Here is a 17,194-nt window from a genome sequence, read left to right on the forward strand (position 1 = left end):
CGCCTCGAAGCAGACCACGTCCTCGGCGGAGCGCCCAGACGCCCGAAACGTCACGCCCTGACCGGCCGGCACTCTCGCCGAGCTCGAGAGCACGCCTGCACCCCGGGGGCGAAGACCGGCACATCCGGCACCGCCCAGATGCCCTGGCCCAACGAGAGCGCGCCGACCTTGCGCAGCTCGCGCGAGACCGCCACCCGGTGCCGCGACGGCTCGGCGGGCAGCTTGATGACAAGGACGAGCCAGCGTATTCCAGATCCTTGAGCTGTCACGCCCGAGGATGTAGCAGGCGTTACATTGATACATGATTTTCTGAATTCAGGATTCTCTGTACTGTTAGGGTGTGCTGACTCTCGCTTCCGAGATCGAGGTGCTGGCGCGGTTCGGCCGCGCCCTCGCCGACCCGATCCGCTGCCGCATCCTGCTCGCCCTGCGCGACGCCCCGGCATACCCGGCCGATCTCGCCGATGCACTCGGCATCTCGCGCACGCGGCTGTCGAACCATCTCGCGTGTCTGCGTGACTGCGGGCTGGTCGTCACGGTCCCCGACGGCCGCCGCACCCGCTACGAGCTGGCCGACGAACGCCTCGGCCATGCCCTGGACGACCTGCGCACCGCAGTAGTCGCCGTCGAGACCGACCGGACCTGCGCCGACGCCGACGAGAAGGGCTGCTGCTGAGATGACCGCCGAGATATCGATACCCCTCGGCCCCTCCCCGGCCCGCCGCGACCTCCTCACCCGCCGGATACGCCTCCTGGTCGCGGCCACGATCACCTACAACGTCATCGAGGCGATCATCGCCCTCACCGCCGGCACCCTCGCCTCCTCCACCGCCCTGATCGGCTTCGGCCTCGATTCGATCATCGAGGTCTCCTCCGCCGCCGCAGTCGCCTGGCAGTTCTCCGCGGCCGACCACGCCGTACGCGAGGCGCGAGAGCAGCGCACCCTGCGGATCATCGCCGTCTCCTTCTTCGCCCTCGCCGCCTACGTCACCATCGACGCCGTCCGTGCCCTGACCGGCACCGGGGAAGCAGAGCGATCGATCCCCGGCATCATCATCGCCGCCCTGTCGCTGGCGATCATGCCGTTCCTGTCCGCCGCCCAGCGCCGCGCCGGCCGCGAACTCGGCTCCGCCTCCGCAGTCGCGGACTCCAAGCAGACACTCCTGTGCACGTACCTGTCGGCCGTGCTGCTGCTCGGCCTGGTCCTCAACGCCACCCTCGGCTGGTCCTGGGCCGATCCGATCGCCGCCCTGGTCATCGCCGCCATCGCGATCAAGGAAGGCCGCGAGGCGTGGCAGGACGAGGGATGCTGCGCCCCCACCGCCGCGCTCGTGCCGTCCGTCGGCGACGAGGCGGATGCGTGCGGCTGCCGTCCGGGCTGCGACTGCTGCAACTGACCGCACGCACGCAGGGCCCCGGCGTCGACCGACGCCGGGGCCCTCAGCTTGGGCGCATACGGTCGCTTCGGCGGCGAGGCCGGCCGGGCCGCCCAGGGCGGGGAAGCGGCGCGGACGCGGACGGCGGTGTCCGGCTGGAACAGGGTGCAGGCGTAGAGCATGGCGGCGTCGAACCCTACGGGAGCGCTGCCCCAGCCGTCCCAGTCCAGGAACGCAAGGGCGCGCTGAGGTGTTCGCCCATTGCACATGTCCGTGGGCGGTGGTCCAGCAGGTCACCGTCGCACCGAGCGGATCGAGCCGTCGCCGCCACCGGTAGTGGGCGAGGCCCTCAGGGAGCGCCGGCCTTCGGGCTGGGTGCTGCAGCAGGTGCGCGGCGAGCGTGGCCCGGGTTCCGGTTCGTCATCGAGCGCGATATCACACCGCTGCGCGGGGTGTCGGCGGCAAGCGGAGTGACGGCCACGAGCGCAGCAGCGGAGGTAGTGCAGGCCACCGGACGCGGCCCCCAATGGATGGCGCAGGTCGTGTGTGAGGCCAAGGAGCCGGACAGCGACGGCACGGCCCCTCACCGCTCGGCGCACACGGTGTGCGGAGGCGCATTGGGCGGCCAGGCTGTCGTCGAATCAGCCGGTGCTCTGGCGTGCGGCCTGTGAGCCCCGAGGGTCGGCAGCAAGGGTTCGTGCCTGGTCGAGGTCGGCAACGAGATGCAGAATGCCCCTGCCGGGTGACACCGCTGATCTCCCGCGGTGCCACCCCGGGCTCTCGGTTCAGGAAAATCAACCGCAATGACTGCGGCTGACCGCACGCACTCATAGATCTGGGCACCCCAGTTCGCACATGGCAGTCAGCCCCGCCGGGCGGCAACCACACGGCGGGGCTGATCAGCATGCGCGGTCGTGCAGGGCGGTCGCCTACGCGGCGAAAGGCTCTGCAGGGCTTCGATCGAGGTCTGCTCCTGTTGCGGCTCCGCGTGCAGGGTGTCCGCTTACGCGGCCGTGGTGAGTTCGGCGCGGCCGAACAGCAGCGCGTGGCCGGTGGGGAGCTGGTGGAGGATGCGGGTGATGAGGTCGGGGCCGGCGTGGGCGGCGACGGCCGCGAAGACGGAGCCGGTGTCCCACCGGGTCGTGGCCAGGGAGGCGCCGGAGCGGGCGGCGAGGGCCTTGACGAAGGCCCATCCGGTCAGCGGCTGGGTGGCGGGGATCTGTGCGGTCATGACGCGTGCGGCCTCCGGGGGCAGGCAGGCGGCCAGGTCGACTCGTTCGTCGCCGGTCAGCTGACGTCCCAGCCCTGAGAGGACCAGGCGGACGGCTTCGTCGGCTCTCTCACGGGTGGGGTAGGCGCCTTCGTAGCGAACCTTCTCCAGCATCTGCTCATACGCCGTCGAGTACGGCTGCTGGTGCTCAAGCGGTACGCGCACGTCGGTGATCACTACGGTGTATGCCTTTCGTGGAACCAGGGTGGGTGGGCTGGAGCCGGTGCGCCGGCACCCAGCGATGGGTCAGGTGGGCCGAGGGCGGCCGAAGGGCAGGTCGTAGCCGTCGGGGAGCTGGAGCAGGATCAGGCCCAGGAGGTCATCGCCGGCTGTGTCGGCGACCGTGGACAGCATGGCGCTGACGTCAGGTCGCGGTCTGCGCGGTGACACTCTTGATCCAGGCCGCGGTCGCCGCACGAACCGATTCGGGGACAGCGGTTCGCCGCTGCAGCGGGGTTGGGCAGGATCAGGGCGAAATCCTCCGGCAGGTGTGCCGTGAGCTGAGCGTGGACCTCGCCGACCGGGCGCGCCGAGCAAGGCGAGCACCACACGGGCCGCGCGGTCCGCCTCGTCACGCCTCGCAGAGTCATCTCGGCCGCCACCCCTTCATGTCCTTCGGACTGCCGACAGGAGGTGCGGAGGGCGGGTGAGGGGGGAGATCAGGTGCCCGTCCTCCGCACCTGTCCGGCCGGTGTCAGCCGGAGATCTCCTTGTGTCCGGATCCGACGCCGATGGAGATCTTGCGGGGCTTGGCGCGCTCGGCGATCGGGATCCGCAGGGTGAGCACGCCCGCGTCGTAGTGGGCTTCGATGCGCTCGGTGTCGAGGGTGTCGGCGAGCACGATCTGGCGGGAGAAGACGCCCAGCGGCCGCTCGGACAGCTCCATCTGCACGTCGTCGGCCTTCGCCACCGGCCGGCGCTCGGCCTTGACCGTCAGCATGTTCCGCTCGACGTCGATGTCGATCGCGTCCGCTGTGACACCGGGAAGGTCGAAGGCCACCACGTACTCGTCGCCCTCGCGGTAGGCGTCCATCGGCATCGCCGACGGCTTCGACCAGGTGCCCGGGCCCACCAGCTGCTGTGCCAGCCGGTCCAGCTCACGGAAGGGGTCAGTGCGCATCAACATCGTGAAAACACCTCCAGCAGGTTCAGGCAGTTGCTGCCAATGCGCCTCACTGACACCGTTGTAGCATGTCATCCAATGGATGACAAACACGATGTCGTCCATCTGATGACGAACCGAAGGAGGTGCCCATGCCCCCGGCCAACCAACCGTCCTCCCCCACCGCCGACGCCCACAGCCCGGCCTCGTTCCTCGCCGCAGCGGCGGCCCTCGACGCCATAGACAATGCCCTGCGCGAGGCCCGGCACAGGACCCCGAACGCCCCTGACACTCCCGGTCCTGGTCCGGAACAGGCCCTGGCCTCCTTGTCGCTGCTGCGCCAGGTACGCGAACAGCTCGCCGGATGGGAGACCGGCCTGATCGAAACAGCCCGCGACGCGGGCGCCAGCTGGGCCGACCTCGCCCACCCCCTCGGCGTCGCCAGCCGCCAGGCCGCCGAACGCCGCTACCTGCGCGGCCGCCCCGGCCCGGCCGGGACCACCGGCGAACAGCGCGTGACGGCCACCCGACAGGCCCGCGCCGCGGACCGCACCACCGCCACCTGGGCCCGCCGACATGCGGCCGATCTGCGCCGGCTCGCCGGCCAGATCACCGCACTCACCGACCTGCCCCCCGCCGCCCGTCTCCCGATCCGCGAACTCCGCGCGGCCCTCGCCCACGACGACCCCGCCAGCCTCATCGCTCCTCTGACCGCCACCCGGCATCACCTGGCCAGTACTCACCCAGACCTAGCCTCACAGGCCGACACCCTCACTCCCCCCTGAGCCGAAGCGATTGAGGAGCTCCTCAGCCCAGTCCCTGAGCGGGGCTTCGAGGTTGAGGTTGTCGCCTCCGCTCCAGCTCGCAGATCTTGGACTACCCGGCCGGGTAGCACCACTGTCCTCCTGCGGTGCCACCCCGGTTCGGTTCAGGCCACGGGAGGGGACGGCGCTACTTCACCGCTCCGGTGCGGAAGGGGTGACCGCCGTCGTCGATCCGTAGCGTGCCCGAGCGGGGGCCCTGGGTCCATCTCAGTTCCAGGTACCAGCGCACCTCGCTCTTCGACGTGTGCGCGGTGACGTCCAGGACCAGGGGGGTCCCGGCGGACGCCTCGCGCGGGAAGCCGCGCCTCGGGCTCACGGCCCGGGGCTCAGGGGCGTCCAGGTCCACGGCGAACGGGTGCTGTGCGTCTGTGCCTTGACAGTCCGCGTAAGTGACTTCGGCGGGCGGGGCTTCGGCGGACAGTACCCGGACGTCCATGGCGGTCATGGTCACGGGGCCCTCTGCCGTGCTTCGCACCTTCAGGCGGAACGTCGTGGGACGAGTCCGATTGCCGTCCGTCCGGGGGCAGTCGTCGTCGGACGGGACGACTGCCGCCGAGAGGGGGACGTTCCCTCCGGCCGCCCCGACCTCCTCGGTCGACGGGTCGGGCACCGTGATGGCCGGGACCGTCAGGTCCGGCACCGACTCGGCGCGGAACCGGTCGATGGCCAGCGCTCCGGAGGTGCTGAGGGCGACCACGGCGGCCCCCAGCAGGACGTACCGCGAGACGAGTTGGCGGGCTGGCGGCGTCGGCTCCGCGACAGTCGGCGGACTCTGGACGACCGGTACCGGCGCGGGCACCGGCACCTCCCCACCCTCCGACGGGCTCGCCCCTCTCCCGCGCCGCGCCTCGTCCGCCACCGCCCATCGCCGGTGCAGCTCCAGCAGCTCCTCGGGGTCCGCCCGGCAGATCCGGCCGAAGCGTTCGACCGGGGCGAACTCGGCCGGCACCGAGTCACCGGTGCAATAGCGGTGCAACGTCGAGGTACTCAGGTGCAGCCGGCCCGCGAGAGCGCCGTAGCTGAGGCCCGCGCGCTCTTTCAGCGAGCGCAGCATCTCGCCCAGCCCGGCCGCCGTATCGGCGTCCCTCACCGTCCCCACCCCACCCACACGTCCCACCCCGTGTCCCCTGCGGCCGCATCCCGCCTGGTCAGGGGATGCGGAGCGTCCCAGCGTCCCGGAACGGCCGTCCGGGCTGGCCCGGGACACACGTCCCGGGCAGGCTGCGATCACCAACCGGCGAGCCCGACAAGGGGATCATCACACATCTCGCCGGACGACTCGCGCGCGCACGCGCGGCCCTCCAGTCGACCGACCGATCCGCCCCAGGATGGAAATGATCACCGTCATACGCCAGACCCGCTCGTCCCGAAGATCCCTGATACGCCCGCCGGCGATGGTGGCGAGAAGCACCGCGCTCGGCGTGCTCCTCGCCCTGCTGCTGTCCGTCTCCGGCGTCTTCCTCTCCGCCACCCCCGCCCGGGCGAACGACTACTACAGCAGCATCACCGAAGCCTCCGCGGCCAACGTCGACTGGATGTCACGCGTCCCGGACGGGACCAACCTCGCCTGGCTCTCGGTGCCCGGCACCCACGACAGCCTCGCGCTCTGCGGGGACACACCGGACCCGGACACGGGCCAGTGCTCGGGCATCGTCACCAGCATCACCCAGACGCAGGAGAACCACGGCTTCAGCGCGAAGACCCTGACCACCCAGTTCGATGCCGGCATCCGGGCGCTCGACATCCGGGTCCGGGTCGACAAGGGGGACGAGGGGCTGAAGTTCACCGTCCACCACGGCGCCACCTATCAGTACGCCAACTTCACCGACGTGCTGAAGGCCACCGACGACTTCCTGAGCGCCCACCCCGGCGAAACCGTGCTGATGAACCTGAAGGCGGAGTGCACCGGCTCCACCTTCTCCTGCAAGGACGCCGACGGGTTCGGGACCGACGAGTGGCGCAAGAAGATCTTCGACTCCTACCTGAACGGCCGCTCATACACCGGGGACGGTAACGAGAGCAACCCGTCGACCGCCTGGCGCAACCTGTTCTGGCGCCCCTCGGTCACCGGCAAGAGCCAGTCGAGCCGCGTTCCGACGCTCGGCGAGGTACGCGGCAAGGTCGTGCTCCTCGGCTACCGGAACACCGGCGGCGGCATCTTCGGCGGCTACGGGCTCAAGCAGCCCTACCCGTCCGGCGGCTCCAACGAGGAGTACGTGCAGGACGACTTCGAGCTGTCCACCATCAGCGACATCGACGACAAGTGGGAGAAGGTCCGCGCGCACCTGCGCCGGACCAACGGCACGTGGGACGGCAGCCGCCCCGGTGAGAAGGACCACGAGTACGAGCAGGACGCGCTGTATCTGAACTACGCCAGCGGCTTCGGGACCGGCGTCCACCCCTACACGGTGGCGGGCGGCACCCCGACGGCGACCGGTGTGAACAACTTCCTCATCCAGTGTCTGCGCGCCGAGAAGGACCGGTGCCCGGAGTTCTACGCCGGACGCGACGACCGGTTCGGCGGGCGGTCCGACCTGGACCGTATGGGCGTCATGATGATGGACTTCCCCGGCGGCAAGCTCATCGACGAGATCATCGCCCGCAACTCCGTGACGCACACCGACATCCGCGACGTCATGGTGGTCGGCGATTCCCTCAGCCACGGGTACGAGGGTGACCACACCTGGCGCTACCGGCTGTGGGACTGGGCCAGGAGCAAGAAGTGGCCGGTCACCTTCGTCGGGCCGTACCGGGGCACCGTGCGGCAGGCCGACGCGCAGCCGCCGCGCCCGCCGGTGCTGGGCGAGAGCGGCGACGGCGAGCCCACGGAGCCAGGTTTGGGCGACCCGCGTGTCCAGGGCGAGTACGCCGGGGGCGTGAATGCCGGGTTCTCCGCTGGCGGCTCGGCTCACTACGCCCTCTGGGGCCGTTCACTGACCCGGACCGTGCCGACCATCAAGCCGGTGATGCAGGAGCTGAAGGCCAAGGGCCGGACGCCCGACCTGCTCCTGGTCGAGCTGGGCTTCAACGACATCGGCTGGTACGGGGCGGGCGCCGATCTGGTCGGCACCATGAAGAAGTTCGTGGACAACGCGCGGGTGGTCAACCCGGACGTGCGGATCGTCCTGGCCAACGTCCCCCAGCGGACCACCCTGGGCGACGCGAACCCTGACCTCCCCCAGCGCATCAGCGACTACAACGCGGCCCTCGCCAAGGCGGCCCCCGGCTGGAGCACCAGCGCCTCGCCGGTGGAGCTGGCCGACCTGGACAAGGCGATGGGCTGCGACCCGAAGGCGACGACCTGCGCCACCACCTACGACGGGCTGCACCCCAACGCCCTCGGCGAGTACCGCATCGCCCAGGCGTTCGGCACCGTGCTGCACAAGGAGTTCGGCATCGGCGCCGCCGCGCCCGACGTACCGGACAGCGCACCCGGCCGGTCGCTCGCCACGCCGTCCGGCATGAAGTTCGACGGCACCCAGCAGGGCGTCACCGCCACCTGGGACAAAATCTTCGGCGCGCACACCTACGACGTTCAGTGGCGTGACGTCACCACCGACTCGAACGCGGACTGGCAGGACGTGGTGCCCGGTGTGAGCGCCCCGCGCTACGACATGTCCTGGCAGTTCACCGACCAGCCCTACGACGGCCACACCTACGAGGTGCGGGTCCGCGCGGTCGCCGGTGACGGCGCGGCCAACCGTTCCTCGTGGTCCTCGACGGTCCGGGGCAAGGCGGCGCCGACGACGGTGGGGCGGCCGCCGGGGCTCACCGCGACGGCCGGCGCGGGCTCGATCGACGTGCGCTGGTCGGCGCCGACGAACTCGCACAGCGGCTCGATCGTCCGGTACGCGGTATGGGTGTACGACAAGAGCACCCCGATGAACCACTCCCGGATCATCGGCTACCCGGCCTCCGCCCGCTCCGCCAGGATCACGGGGGTCACGGCGGGTCACGAGTACGTGATCCTGGTCTGCGCCTGGAACGCTTCGGGTGAAGGGAAGCCGAGCATGAGCGACACGGTGGTCCCGGGCTAGCGACCGGGCGCGCCGTCTGTGCCGAGCGCTCCGTTCGGGGATACGTTCCGGGGTGGGGCGCTGGACCACAAGCATCGAGGAGAGCACAGCGTGGCGATCAGGCGGATGGACAATGTCGGCATCGTCGTCGAGGACATGGACGCCGTCGCCGCATTCTTCGAGGAGCTCGGCTCGAAGGTGCCGTCCCGGTCGCGGGGTACGGACATCTCGACCGGTCCGATTCTCGGTGAGCACGGTCTTGTCGCGGGGTGCCGTTGCGGGAGTTGCCGCCGTTCCTGCCCGCCGGGTCGTGCTTGTCATAGCCGAGGTCGTCGGTGTGCCTGGGCCCGGCCCACCAGCTCGTCGATCAGCGACCGTATCTGCGCAGTGACCTGCGGGTTTCCGTCCTGCTCGGTGCCGGGCACCAAAGTGGGTTCCACAGTGGCATCCCGAATGCGCACCACAGGAGGCCGGGTCGGCTTGCCCGGCTCTGGTCACAGGATCCCGATGGAGACAGCCCAGGCATGCCCCGCCCACGTCAGGGGAGGCAGGAAGAACGGTCCGCTGATGCCAAGCAGCAGGGCTGCCACAGCAGCCTCAGCGGTGACATTGGCGGAAGTCCGGCCGAAGGCGTCGCGATGTCCGTACTCGACGAAGAGCGCGGAGGCGGTCAGCAGCCCCCACAGGCACAAGGCGAGGGAGAAAATCAGAATGATGTAGGCGACGAGCTGAGCGATGGTCAGGCCGGCGTCGTCGCGCCAGGTGACGACGAAGGACGCGACGTTGATGTGCAGCACGGCACAGGCACTTAGACGCCATCTCATTTGGTGAGTCTGCGATAGCAGATGAGGGTGCAGGCGATGCTCGTGAAGGCGAGGAAGTGCTCGGCTTTGCGCTCGTAGCGTCGGTGGAGACGGCGGCATACGGCGAGCCAGGACATGGTCCGTCCGATGGTCCACCGGTGGCGGCCCAATCGCTGCGAGGTCTCGATGCCCCTGCGGGCGATGCGGTGGGTGATGCCGCGTTGCCGTAACCAACGCCGCAGGTACGAGTAGTCATAGCCCTTGTCGGCGTGAAGCATGCCCGTTTTGCGTCGGCGGGGTCCGCGGCGGGAGCGGATCAGCGGTATGCCCTTGACCAGGGAAATCAGGGCCTGGCTGTCGTGCAGGTTGGCTCCGGAGATACCGATGGACAGCGGTAGACCGGCCTGCTCAGTAATCAAGTGAATTTTCGAGCCATACTTGCCCCGATCGACAGGATTCGGACCTGTCAGCTCCCCTTTTTTGAGGGTCCGCATGTTCACGGAGTCGATCGCGCAGCGGGACCAGTCCAGCTCGCCACGCGAGCCGAGTTCATCGAGGACCAGGCGGTGGAGCTTGGCCCACACCCTGGACTTCGTCCACTCGGAGAAGCGCCGATGGGCCGTCGCTCCCGATGGCCCATACGACGCCGAAGGCAACTGCTGCCACGTGCATCCTGACGTGGCCACGAAGATGATCGCAGCGACCACCTCCCGGTCACCGTGCCGACGTCGGCCACCGCCCTGAGGCCGGGTCGGCGCCTTTGGCGCCACCTGCTGGAACAACTTCCACAACTCGTCCGGCACCAGCCGCTCAACGGTCATCACGCGCCCAGACTATGGATCAACCGGATCAGACCGGGCGGCGGATGAAGAATCCGCGGCTGCTCCATGCGGCGGGACGGAAGACGACAGCGGTGCCCAGAGCGGCGTCGGCCGGTACGAACATGTCGCCGGTTGGTGTCTCTCGAACGGTGAGCCCGTTGCGGCGCAGCAGGTCGCGAGTGAGGACGAGGTCACGTACGACCACGGTGTAGCCAACGAGCGCCGGGAGGGCGGGGGGCCGCTCGCCCGGCAGGGCGGTCGCCAGACCCGAGCTGGGCACAAGTTTCAGGGTGGCACCATCGAGGTCGAAGACGTAAGCGGGCCCTTCCTGCCGCGCCGTCCGTCCGAGGTACGTCTCGTACCGCCGCCGAACCGCGGCCAGTTCCGGGTCGGCGACGCAGAGCATCGTCTCGACGAGCTCGACGGCGCCGTTGGGGTGGTCGAGGCGGCGGGCACCTTGGACATCCGAGTCCAGATCGGCGACGAAGCCCACCCGCCCTTCGGCGACCGTGCCCGGCCTGGCATCGGACCTCTCGCCGTCGATCTCCAGGTAACGGACCGTCTCCACCGAAACTCTCGCACCCTCGGGTGAGGCTCGCCGCACTGTGTTGACCCCGCCGTGCCGTACGCCAGCGGAGGTCAGTCGCTCGGCTGCCTCGTCGATGGCGGGCGACGAGAACATGAGGATGTGCACCCCCTGGAAGCGGTCCAGGCACGCGGCCACGTTGGCGCTGGTCTCGCTGATCCGTTCCACGAGCAGAGGCAACACATCGGCCGGCGCCTCCAGGGGAACGAGGTGTGTGTCGGCGGGCAGGTTTCCGGTGTCTCCTTCCTTCACCCATGTCGCGAGTTCGAGGAAGGAACACGGGAAATCCGCATGGGTATTGGCGGCTCCGAAGGGTTCGGGCACCGCGCCCTCACGTCGGGACATCGCCGGACAGCTGGGCGGTGGCATAACGAACCCCAGCCGCTCGTACAGGCTGATCGCCTGAGCCATGTTCTCGACGATGTGGCCCACGTGGTGGATGCGGGCAGTGTCGTGTCCCATAGCCGTCACCGTAAGGAAGGGTCGATCACCGGTCAACGCACCGCAGAATGGGGCCACCATGTGCCACTGAAGCACTCGACGATCCACTAGATCGTTACTGCACCAGCGCGCACTCAGTCCACCGACTCTGACTGTCGGTCAAATGAGACAACGTCTTAAGCGCCAGATGTTCGGCCGCGCGGGCTTCAGTCTGTTGCGCAAGCGGGTACTACTCGCCTGAGCTGGCTGGCCGAGTTCCGGCTACTTCAGCAACCGGAAGCTGGGCTGCTGAGCCCATGCTCTGAGGAACTCCGCCGAACCATACGCGGCAGGCCACGGACCGGTCGTCGTGGCGATGACGCCGGGAAGGCCGACCACCATTGGCACTTGGTCCTCCCTTAGTTCGGCGTTGACGACTCCACCGATCACGTCGATAACGGCGGCGGTCAGCAGGGCCGTGACGACGTGGTCGACTGGACGGTTGCAGAAGGCGACGACATTGACGGCGTGGGTCGGCGTGAAGCCGATAAGAGACTCCTGATCGACTTCATCGGCGTGCTCGGCCTCGAGCACGGACTCGTCGCCGATACCGGGTCCCATGACGGAAACCAGGACAGGCCGGCTTCCGTCGACGTCCCCGGTCTCCGAGATGCCGAGGCTCTCCACGTGAATGTTCAGGTCGTACTCGCCGACCCGCTTCTCCTCAAACCGTGCCGACGAGCGAACCAGAAGGTCGCGGAGCCGCTGAATCGCCGCGCGGGGGACGGCCTCCGCCAACTCGATCCCCAACACCGGTCCGCTCATAGCTCGGAGCCTAACCAGCCGGAACCGTCTTCCCCACCTCATTACGCAGCGTGCACGCACCACAGAAGTTGAGCCAGAACCGCGTTCTGTGAATAGAGCACAGGCACCGACAGGCGAAGTGGGTTGGCGGGCGGGCTCAGATCGGGGTGGGCAGATGGATCGAGGCGAGTTTGGCCGGGTCGACCACCATGTGGATGCCGGTGACTCGGCTTCGGTGACTGTGAAGGCGATGATGGACAGAGGGCTTCCGTCGGGCGCCAGGGCATCTGGCCGGGGATGCCGTTGACCAGCACGGGTCGGTGGCGGGCGACTTCGCTGGAGAACATGCGGGCCTGGCGGCGACCTTGGTGGCACCGAGGGTGACGACCACGCCATTGAGGTGTCGACGGTCAGCTTCACGTTCGGTCGAGGACACGCAGGAGACCTTCGAAGTCGCCGCTGAGAGCGGCGGCGCCGAGTTCCTGGACGACCTCTCGGTGCTCGCGGCCGGGACTCGCCCGCCGGTCCGTGGCTTGGACCTTGCGGCGGGCACGGCCGGCGATCATCTTGGTGGCGTCGGCGGATTTGCTCAGGATCTGGCCGATTTCTTGGAACGGGACAGCGAACATGTCGTGCAGGACGAACGTCAGGCGCTCGCTCGGGGTGAGCAACTCGAGCACGACGAGCAGGGCGAGGCCGACCGAATCGGCCAGCGCCACCTGCTCGTCCGGCGTGGGGTCGTCGTCGGTTGTCACCACGAGGTTCGCCCACTCTTACTCGTAGGCGGTTTCGGGGTGGGCTCTGCGGGATCTCAGGAGGTCCAGGCTGATGCGGCCGACCACGGTGGTCAGCCAACCCGCCAGGTTGCCGATTGTCGCCTCGTCCTGGCGGGCGAGGCGCATCCAGGCTTCCTGGACCACGTCCTCGGCGTCGGCGTCGGCGTCGGCGTGCGAGCCCAGCACGCGGTACGCGACGGCGCGCAGCCGATAGCGCTGGGCTTCGAACGCCTCGGTGACGGAGCCGGACGGATGGGCGGTCACGGCTTTCGCGGCTGACGGAGCGAGACCCGGTTGCCGTCCGGGTCCACCGCCTCGATGCGGAGCCCGAACGGATAATCCTGGGGTTCGGACTCTTCGAAGATGACGCCGCGCGGGCGCAAGATCTCGAAATCCTTTCGCAGATCGTCGGATTCGAGGATCAGCAGACCGGGCGCGGCATGGCGGCCCGCGTCGGCCCGCTGTCCCGCGGCCGCCGCCTGCGGCCACAGGATGATCTGCACCGGGCTGTCGGGAACGCCGACGGTGAGGAAACGTCCGTCAGGTCCCGGGAAGTCGAGGCGCTTTTCCAGGCCGAGGCCCTGGGTGTAGAACTTCAGCGCGCGGTCCTGATCGGTGACGTAGATCGTCGCGTACATGATGTTGGTCAGCATCCGGTTCTCGATTCACTCGTTGGTGTGACGACCGTTCGTATTCGGCCGTCGCACCTATGACGAGTGCCGACGGGAGAAGGTAACAGGACCGGTCCGCCGGAGCTGTTGGCCGGCGAACGCGGTGCAGGCATCGCGCGTGACGTGGACGCTGCCAGAGCCGATGCTGAGGACGCCCGTGCCCGAGCCGAACCTGCGGTCGGCTGAGCCTCGGAGTTGGGTTTTGGAGCTGTAGGGCGTGACCGACGCCGGGGCGTTGGTGATGCGCTCCATGCGCGGCACCGAGCAGGACACATTGACCGTCGGTGTCGCTGAGTGCCTCGGCACCGGCAGAATACGGTACCAACGCGGCTCCTGTGCCCTGTGGGTCGTGACTTCGAACACCTCCCCCAACGGCACGGGGGCCTCGTGCGTTGCCGGCATCGATTCCGTCACCCGATCAGTAGCCACGCTGAAAGAGATCACTGCTTTTGACATGCCCTTTCGGCGGTCTCAACGTCTTCGCTATCCCAGCTTTGTTCGGCCTTCACCTATTTCCATGACAGGACACGGCCGGTTTGTCTGGCTAAGCTGGATGTGTGGTGTTTCCGGCTAGGTCCGGGAGCGTGGGTGAATTGCTCGCAGCTCCGAGGGGTGCGTGTACACCATGAGCGCAAAGATAAACCTTCTCGCGGCGTCATCCCTCCTGGTCGCCATGTGCGGGGCAATGGTGCCGACAGCGGGCGAGCCCTCTACCGGAGACCCTGAGCAGGCCAAAGCTGCTGTTGTGCAAGTGGTGGGCGACTCCGCAGCAGGTACTGGCTTTATTTACGACGCCAGCAGAGGTCTCGTTGTCACCACCGCATCCCTTATTGCGGGAGAGAGCAGCCTAGGCGTGATCATACCGGGTGAGAAACATTTGGCGCCTGCCCAGTTGGTAGGTAGTGATCTCTGCCAGGATCTAGCCGTACTTAGGCTTACTTCTCCACTGCAAGGACTGAAGGAACTGCAATTCGGAGATAGTGACCTGGTTGTTGACGGCGATCCCATCACGTCGCTTGGTTACCCGGAGGCAGGGGGTGACGCTGGAGCGGATGTTGTTGCCACCGCCGGCGAGGCGACAGATGAGTCCGACGTGGAAGGCGACACTCCGTCATACCCTCACCACCCCTCTGTAATTTACCATTCTGTGGAAGTGAAAGCCAGAGCCGCAGGAGGACCAGTACTTAATAGCGATGGAGAAGTGATTGGCGTCAATACTGGGGTATTCATAGAACAAGATCCCTTGATAGGAGAAAAGCATCGAAGTTCTTCTGTTGCCATAGATAGCAATCACGCGAAGTCCAAGCTTCCTGGCCTGGCTGCGGGCGACATGAAGAACGACCCTGGATGGTGGCTCGGTGCGGTGTCCGATCCGACTCTCCCGCAGAGTGCGGCGGCGGCCGGGATTCCGGAGGGGTCAGCGAAGGACGCACAGAAACGTCTTCAGGACGAGGGGATTAACGGTCTGTTCCTTGTTGATTTCCGGAAGAACTCTCCGGCCAGCAACGCGAATCTTCAACAAGGTGCCGTGATCGCCGCAGTCAACGGGGAGAATGTGTCCTCGGTCACCGAGCTGTGCGACGTCCTTGAGTCTGCTTCAGCCGGTGACACGCTGAACCTGAAAGGGGTGTATTCGGGAGTCGGTTCAGCTGGACATACGTTTGGTGGCTCGTGGACTGCCGAGCTGGTATTGGAAGGTAATTCGTAGAGGGAAATCTTCCGCCCACTAATACTCCAGCAGTAAATCGTGATCTTCACGTTCGAGCGGCTTGCCGCCGGTAGTGGCTGGTCTGGGATCGGGCCTGGTGGCGGCGTCGCCAGTCGGACCAGCCGAGCCGGTGGACCGGGTCACGGGCCGGATGACGAGCGTGATGAACAGCCGTTGGATATCGTTGCAGGTGAGCGGTATAAGGGCGTCTGGTGCGGGATCGCGGTCGTGTTCGTTCGCGCGGACGACGGCGAGGAAGACGTGCGCGAGCATGGCCAGGGTGACCCAGCGGGACCGGGACGGGTAGCGGCGGCCTGGTGCTCGTCCAAGGCCGCCAGGCCCTTGCCGGACTGGAAAAACTCCTCGACCCGCCACCTTGATCCAACGACGCGCACCAGGGTGGTTAGCGGCACTGCGGCGGCCGGCGAGTAGTAGCGGCAGTACGCGAGTTCGCCGGTACTGCGGTTGCGGCGGATCAGCAACTGCCGGCTCCCGGGCCGGAGGTCGGTGTGGTCGATGACGGCCCAGTCGTAGAAGCGGTGGCCCTTGGCTCCGCTCCCTGCGGACAGCTTCTACCGGCCCTCTTGGGCAGCTTCCTGGCCAGCGTGTCCGCGCGGAACTTCCCGGCGCCTGTGGTGACTTCGTGCGAGCAGGCCACCGCGAGGACGTAGCCGGTGCCGCGTTCTTCCAGCGCGACGCATAGCGTCGGGTTGCCGCCGTAAACCTCGCCTCCCGTGAGCCAGGCGGCCCGGTGGCCGGCGTCCAGGAGTCGGGTGACCATGCGGACGGCAAGCTGCGGTTTGGTCGCGAATTTGGTCGTGTCACCGAGTCCGGCGGCCCGGAAGCGGTCGGGGTCCAAGGTCCAGGAACGCGGAACGTACAGTTCCCGGTCTACTGCGGCGCGTCCGCGGCAGCCGGCGTAGACGAGACAGACGGCGACCTGCGCGTTCTCGATCCTGCCCGCGGTGCCGGTGTACTGGCGCTGGACACCGACGGTGTCGGTGCCCTTCTTCACGTCGCCGGTCTCGTCGACCACCAGAACCGCCTGGTCGTCCCGCAGATGCTCCACTACGTAGGCCCGCACGTCGTCGCGGACCTGGTCGGCGTCCCACTTGGCCCGCCCGAGCAGGTGCTGCATGCCGTCCGGGGTGCTCTCTCCGGCCCACTCTGCGATGGTCCAGCAGTTTTTGCGCGGCAGGTCCGACAGCAGCCCGAGCACCAACCGCCCGACCCGACGTCGGGGTTCGACCGTGCGAACCGGCCCGCGATCCGGGTCATCAGGCCCTCGAACGCCTCCTGCCAGCGGGCAGGGTCTACGCTGTGACCTGCGGCCACCGCATGATCTTCAGTCTTCACACACCGATGAGCAACGGTGGCCGCACCCGTCTCCACAGCGCGTCAGGGTCGCGCAGCGTCTGCCTGCCGTCATGTGTCTGGAGGACTTGTGCAACGTGGCGAAGTCTGGTGGGTCCAGTTCGACGAGCGGAGGTTGGTCGTACTGCTGTCGGGAGACGACACGTCCGGGATCCGGGTGATGCAGGTCGTCGCTCCGGCGGGCGTCGACATCAGCGGTCTGGGCATCGAAGTGATGGTGGGCGCCGGTGAAGGACTGCCGTTCGAAGGCGTGCTGCGGCTCGCGTTCCCGCGTCCAGGCTTCACCCCGTGCACGTGGCTGACCACTGTGTCCCGGGACGACCTGATAGAGCGGGCGGCCGTCCTGTCCTCCGTGAAGCTCAGCGAGATTGACGACGCCCTCCGACTCGCTGAACAAGCGCAGGAGCGGACCCCGGCCACGACCGCGAAGCTCAGCGAGATAAGGGATGCCCTCCGTCTCGGTGAACTCGGGTAGACGGAGAAGGAGCCGACGCCCGCGACGGCGTGGGCGATCTCGGGCGAGATGATCGACGCTGGCCACCTGCCGCCGCGGCGCCCCTCACCACCGAGATCACGATCTACGGCTGGAGTACTAAGCGAAATTGCGACCTTGCCCTCAGAGCTAGCGGATCGATCTAAGGGT

Annotated in this window: 15 protein-coding genes and 4 pseudogenes; 6 read left to right on the forward strand and 13 right to left on the reverse strand. The window is 67.9% G+C overall.

Annotation, left to right across the window (positions count from 1 at the left end):
• Nucleotides 1–50: 50 nt before the first annotated feature.
• Nucleotides 51–446, reverse strand: coding sequence for a Chromate resistance protein ChrB (locus ACFT32_RS00005; RefSeq protein ID WP_382483908.1), 396 nt, complete (start codon nucleotides 444–446; stop codon nucleotides 51–53).
• On the opposite strand from ACFT32_RS00005, the gene ACFT32_RS00010 reads away from it, so the two are divergent.
• A complete protein-coding gene (locus ACFT32_RS00010) occupies nucleotides 341–676 on the forward strand; it encodes an ArsR/SmtB family transcription factor (RefSeq protein ID WP_382483911.1) in 336 nt (111 codons plus the stop codon). The genes ACFT32_RS00005 and ACFT32_RS00010 overlap by 106 nt on opposite strands.
• Nucleotide 677: 1 nt before the next feature.
• Nucleotides 678–1,397, forward strand: coding sequence for a cation transporter (locus ACFT32_RS00015; protein ID WP_382483913.1), 720 nt, complete (start codon nucleotides 678–680; stop codon nucleotides 1,395–1,397).
• 982 nt (nucleotides 1,398–2,379) lie between these two features.
• On the opposite strand, the gene ACFT32_RS00020 is transcribed toward ACFT32_RS00015, so the two are convergent.
• From ACFT32_RS00020 to ACFT32_RS00030, 3 genes and pseudogenes are all read right to left on the reverse strand, one after another.
• The gene (locus ACFT32_RS00020; protein WP_382483915.1) at nucleotides 2,380–2,823 is read right to left on the reverse strand and encodes a DUF2267 domain-containing protein; all 444 of its coding nucleotides are present in this window, start codon (nucleotides 2,821–2,823) and stop codon (nucleotides 2,380–2,382) included.
• A 69-nt stretch (nucleotides 2,824–2,892) separates the two neighbouring features.
• Nucleotides 2,893–3,216 (reverse strand): annotated as a pseudogene (locus ACFT32_RS00025) (DUF2267 domain-containing protein); the annotation flags it as partial.
• Between the two features lie 124 nt (nucleotides 3,217–3,340).
• A complete protein-coding gene (locus tag ACFT32_RS00030) occupies nucleotides 3,341–3,772 on the reverse strand; it encodes an Hsp20/alpha crystallin family protein (protein ID WP_382483917.1) in 432 nt (143 codons plus the stop codon).
• A 128-nt stretch (nucleotides 3,773–3,900) separates the two neighbouring features.
• Between ACFT32_RS00030 and ACFT32_RS00035 the strand changes: the two genes are divergently transcribed.
• Complete coding sequence (locus tag ACFT32_RS00035) at nucleotides 3,901–4,533, forward strand: type III effector protein (protein WP_382483919.1); 633 nt, start codon at nucleotides 3,901–3,903, stop codon at nucleotides 4,531–4,533.
• A 166-nt stretch (nucleotides 4,534–4,699) separates the two neighbouring features.
• On the opposite strand, the gene ACFT32_RS00040 is transcribed toward ACFT32_RS00035, so the two are convergent.
• Nucleotides 4,700–5,662 (reverse strand): helix-turn-helix domain-containing protein, encoded by a 963-nt coding sequence (locus tag ACFT32_RS00040; protein WP_382483921.1) that lies wholly within the window; start codon nucleotides 5,660–5,662, stop codon nucleotides 4,700–4,702.
• A 244-nt stretch (nucleotides 5,663–5,906) separates the two neighbouring features.
• On the opposite strand from ACFT32_RS00040, the gene ACFT32_RS00045 reads away from it, so the two are divergent.
• Nucleotides 5,907–8,609 (forward strand): phosphatidylinositol-specific phospholipase C domain-containing protein, encoded by a 2,703-nt coding sequence (locus ACFT32_RS00045; protein WP_382483923.1) that lies wholly within the window; start codon nucleotides 5,907–5,909, stop codon nucleotides 8,607–8,609.
• 155 nt (nucleotides 8,610–8,764) lie between these two features.
• Here the strand turns inward: ACFT32_RS00045 and ACFT32_RS00050 are convergent.
• The 7 genes and pseudogenes from ACFT32_RS00050 to ACFT32_RS00080 all read right to left on the reverse strand — a co-directional run.
• A pseudogene (locus ACFT32_RS00050) lies at nucleotides 8,765–8,925 on the reverse strand (transposase); the annotation flags it as partial.
• Between the two features lie 157 nt (nucleotides 8,926–9,082).
• Nucleotides 9,083–9,385 (reverse strand): hypothetical protein, encoded by a 303-nt coding sequence (locus tag ACFT32_RS00055; RefSeq protein ID WP_382483925.1) that lies wholly within the window; start codon nucleotides 9,383–9,385, stop codon nucleotides 9,083–9,085.
• A gap of 23 nt (nucleotides 9,386–9,408) precedes the next feature.
• Entirely contained in the window at nucleotides 9,409–10,212 is an 804-nt protein-coding gene (locus ACFT32_RS00060; RefSeq protein ID WP_382486979.1) for an IS5 family transposase, read from the reverse strand.
• Between the two features lie 28 nt (nucleotides 10,213–10,240).
• Nucleotides 10,241–11,260, reverse strand: coding sequence for a VOC family protein (locus ACFT32_RS00065; protein ID WP_382483927.1), 1,020 nt, complete (start codon nucleotides 11,258–11,260; stop codon nucleotides 10,241–10,243).
• Nucleotides 11,261–11,500: 240 nt separating this feature from the next.
• Nucleotides 11,501–12,043: a DUF6368 family protein gene (locus ACFT32_RS00070; protein ID WP_382483929.1), complete on the reverse strand. Its 543-nt coding sequence runs from the start codon at nucleotides 12,041–12,043 to the stop codon at nucleotides 11,501–11,503.
• Between the two features lie 136 nt (nucleotides 12,044–12,179).
• Nucleotides 12,180–13,062 (reverse strand): annotated as a pseudogene (locus tag ACFT32_RS00075) (sigma-70 family RNA polymerase sigma factor).
• Nucleotides 13,059–13,451 carry a VOC family protein gene (locus ACFT32_RS00080; protein ID WP_382483931.1) on the reverse strand — a complete coding sequence of 131 codons (393 nt, stop codon included), beginning with the start codon at nucleotides 13,449–13,451 and terminating at the stop codon, nucleotides 13,059–13,061. Before ACFT32_RS00080 ends, ACFT32_RS00075 begins: the two are co-directional and overlap by 4 nt.
• A gap of 643 nt (nucleotides 13,452–14,094) precedes the next feature.
• Here ACFT32_RS00080 and ACFT32_RS00085 point away from each other — a divergent pair.
• The gene (locus ACFT32_RS00085) at nucleotides 14,095–15,177 is read left to right on the forward strand and encodes a S1C family serine protease (protein ID WP_382483933.1); all 1,083 of its coding nucleotides are present in this window, start codon (nucleotides 14,095–14,097) and stop codon (nucleotides 15,175–15,177) included.
• A 46-nt stretch (nucleotides 15,178–15,223) separates the two neighbouring features.
• Here ACFT32_RS00085 and ACFT32_RS00090 read toward each other — a convergent pair.
• Nucleotides 15,224–16,455, reverse strand: a pseudogene (locus ACFT32_RS00090) (IS701 family transposase).
• Nucleotides 16,456–16,621: 166 nt separating this feature from the next.
• Here ACFT32_RS00090 and ACFT32_RS00095 point away from each other — a divergent pair.
• Nucleotides 16,622–17,026, forward strand: coding sequence for a type II toxin-antitoxin system PemK/MazF family toxin (locus ACFT32_RS00095; RefSeq protein ID WP_359286194.1), 405 nt, complete (start codon nucleotides 16,622–16,624; stop codon nucleotides 17,024–17,026).
• Nucleotides 17,027–17,194 lie beyond the last annotated feature (168 nt).

This window comes from Streptomyces sp. NPDC057002, assembly GCF_042673825.1.
Taxonomy (GTDB): domain Bacteria; phylum Actinomycetota; class Actinomycetes; order Streptomycetales; family Streptomycetaceae; genus Streptomyces.